The organism is Elusimicrobiota bacterium (assembly GCA_018816525.1).
In the GTDB taxonomy this organism is placed as follows: Bacteria; Elusimicrobiota; Endomicrobiia; order CG1-02-37-114; family XYA2-FULL-39-19; genus OXYB2-FULL-48-7.
Window position 1 is genome coordinate 1 of record JAHIVV010000027.1, and the last position, 3,069, is coordinate 3,069.

At 37.6% G+C, this 3,069-nt stretch carries 5 protein-coding genes; all 5 read left to right on the forward strand.

Features of this window, described 5'->3' with window-relative positions; translation table 11 throughout:
- Positions 1–195, forward strand: a 195-nt coding sequence (locus tag KKH91_03280) for a hypothetical protein (GenBank protein MBU0951836.1), incomplete at its 5' end; no start/stop codon positions are given.
- A 7-nt stretch (positions 196–202) separates the two neighbouring features.
- Positions 203–922: a methyltransferase domain-containing protein gene (locus KKH91_03285; protein ID MBU0951837.1), complete on the forward strand. Its 720-nt coding sequence runs from the start codon at positions 203–205 to the stop codon at positions 920–922.
- Positions 919–1,986, forward strand: a complete 1,068-nt coding sequence (locus KKH91_03290; protein MBU0951838.1) for a glycosyltransferase — start codon at positions 919–921, stop codon at positions 1,984–1,986. The genes KKH91_03285 and KKH91_03290 overlap by 4 nt, the downstream gene beginning before the upstream one ends.
- Positions 1,970–2,857, forward strand: coding sequence for a class I SAM-dependent methyltransferase (locus tag KKH91_03295; GenBank protein MBU0951839.1), 888 nt, complete (start codon positions 1,970–1,972; stop codon positions 2,855–2,857). The genes KKH91_03290 and KKH91_03295 overlap by 17 nt, the downstream gene beginning before the upstream one ends.
- A partial coding sequence (locus KKH91_03300) for a hypothetical protein (protein ID MBU0951840.1) occupies positions 2,841–3,069 on the forward strand: 229 nt, incomplete at its 3' end. The genes KKH91_03295 and KKH91_03300, both read left to right, overlap by 17 nt.

The following is a 3,069-nucleotide window of genomic DNA, read 5'->3' on the forward strand; positions in this document are numbered from 1 at the left end:
TTCCCTGCCCAATGGACTATCCATCCATCGGAACACCTGCGGTACTGGAGTATAGTTGATTTTAAACATTGGGTTAAAGAGCTTGGATTTTATGTTGAAAAGTACTATGTCTATGATGGTTTTCCTTTACTATGGAAAATATTCCCGAATTTATTCGGGCTTTCAACTGTTTTTGTAATAAAAAAGGTTAAGTAAAAAAGTTATGCAAAATAGCTATAAATCAATAATAAGGTCACTTTTGTTTTTCGGAAATAAAGTTACTTGCCCCTGTTGCGGGGGGAATTTCCGCAGATTTTTGCCCATGAATAACAGGGATGATGTCCGTTGTCCAAAATGCGAATCATTGGAAAGACAGCGTTCTTTATGGCTGTATCTTAAAAATAAGACGAATATTTTAGCAGATAATTTAAAAGTCCTGCATGTTGCTCCCGTAGGCCCGGAAAAAATTATAAGGAATAATTTGGAAGCGTTTCCTACCATAGTTTATGTCGGCGCGGACTTAAAATCTTCAGAAGTCCCGATAAAGATGGATATCACGGATATTAAATACGCAGATAATTACTTTGATGTAATTTTATGCGTCCATGTACTGGAACATGTCATTGATGACTTGAAAGCTATGAAAGAACTTTTCAGGGTATTGAAGCCGGGAGGCTGGGCGATTATTTTGGCGCCTATCGGCGCGGGTTTGGAAATAACTTTGGAAGAGACAGATTTGACGGATCCAAAAAAACAAACAGAAAAGTTCGGGATGCCGGGGCATATAAGGATTTATGGCAAGGATTATAAAGAAAGGCTTGAAAAAGCAGGGTTCAATGTAAAAATTGACACCTATATCAGGGATTTAGGAAGTGAAATATTGAAAAAGTACGGAATGAATATTGAAGACGACATGTACGTTTGTACAAAGGCAAATATATGAAGATCTGTTATTTTGGCACTTTTGATAAAAATTGTTTAAGAAACAGAGTAATTATAGAAGGCCTGAAAAGAAATAGTATTGAGGTTGTCTATTGCCATACTTCATACAGCCATGTTTTGTGGGTGTATTTAAAGCTTTTTTTTAAATGGCTATTTCTTGCTGAAAAAAAACCAAGCGCTATAATAATCGGTGAAACTGGTTATATAATAACGCCGCTGGCAAAGTTCATCGGCATTATCTGGAATAAACCGGTTATTCTTGATGCGTATTTTTCAATGTTTCAGACGGAAGTTTTTGACAGGCTCACAACGAACCCAGGCTCCTATGAGGCCTGGAAACTGCTGTTTGTTGAAAAGATAGGCTGCAGACTGGCTGATTTGATCCTGCTTGACACGAATGCCCAAATAAATTATTTCTGCAAAAATATATACAATAAGCCGTCAGGCTATATGAGAGTATTTGCAGGTTCAGATGACAAAGTATTCCATCCTCAGGCAGGTTCTGTAAATGGCAAGTTTAAAGTATTATTTTGGGGTAATTACATTCCGTTGCACGGCATAGAACATATAGTGCGTGCGGCAAAAATGCTGGAGCAGGAAAAAGAAATAATATTTGAATTTATTGGAAAAGGGCAAACCTATCATGATATAGTGCAATTAACTGAGCAACTTAATACAGGGAATGTTGCTTTTTTAGATTATATTGACGAAAAACAACTTGTCAACAAAATAGCCGAAGCTGACATTTGCCTGGGTATATTCGGCGATTCTTCAAAAGCAGTTAATGTAATCCCGAATAAAGTTTTCCAGGCAATTGCGTTATGCAAACCTTTAATTACAGCAAGAACTCCTGCTACGCAAGAAATCTTCATAGATAAGGAAAGCGTAATGTTCTGTGAACCGGCCAACCCCGGTTCACTTGCTGAAAAAATTTTGGAATTAAATGGAAATCCGCAGCTTTGTGAAAAAATAGCCAAAAATGCTTATAAATTATTCAAGGAAAAGTTTACACCTGAAAAAGTAACACGGGAGCTTATAGGATGGATAAATGAACAGCATAATTAAATGCAATATTTGCGGCAATGATGGCAGGGTTCTATTTGACTTGGGAGACTACCACATAAGAAAATGTTTAAACTGCAGGTTTTCCTGGGTAGAAGAAGTGTTTGATGAAAAAATACTCAGCGGCAGGAATTATTACTGGGCTAAGGGATTTTTTATCGATAATGAGCAATTGCTGAGGGCGGGTTCAGGAAAAGAGGCGCTTCTTATAAAAAAATGCGCGGACAAAAACAATATAACAGGCAAAAGATGGCTTGATATTGGAAGCGGTTTTGCTTACCTTATTTCAGAAGCAGTAAAAATCGGGTATGAGGTTACAGGAATTGAGGTCAACAAAGAAACTGCTGATTATGTGTGCAGCAAGGAGAAATTGAATATCCTGACTTCGCTTATCAGTGATGTAAATTTAGAAAAAGAAAGTTTTGACATAATAACATTGTTTGATGTGCTGGAACATCTTTTAGACCCGAAGGATGCTTTTTTGAAGGGCGCGGAATATCTCAAGAAAAACGGTTTGCTGGTTATTGAAGTTCCCGATGATAACAGCCTTATAAGAAAGTTAGCTGCTGTTATACACGTATTTTCTCTGGGAAAATGGAGCCAGTTTCTAAGGCAGTCTTTTCACAGTCATCCGGGAGGTCACAGAAACGGTTTTACTGAACATTCGCTAAGGCAGTTATTAAAGGCCGGCAGTTTTGAAGTCCTTGATGTCAGGAAAGTCATGATCCCGTATAAACTGTATATAAGCGAAACAGTCAGGAAAAAACAGGGTATTAACAAAATGATTTTTTACGTGATTCCCGCCTTGCTCTATGCATGTTCCAGATTACTGCGCAAACAGAACAGGATAAAGGTTTATGCAAAAAAAATCTAAGATTCTATACCTAGATTATCCAATCGTAATTGCCGGAGGCGGGCAGAAGAGCCTGCTTCTACTGTTGAAAAATATTGACCTTTCAAAATTTGAACCTTTCGTGTTCTTGCCTGAAAAGAGCCAGTTTGCCGAGTTTTTAGCCGCCGAAAAAATCAACTGCTCAATTGTTCCAATTTGGAAGCTGTTTTTTGCAATAAAAAAACTAAAACCAA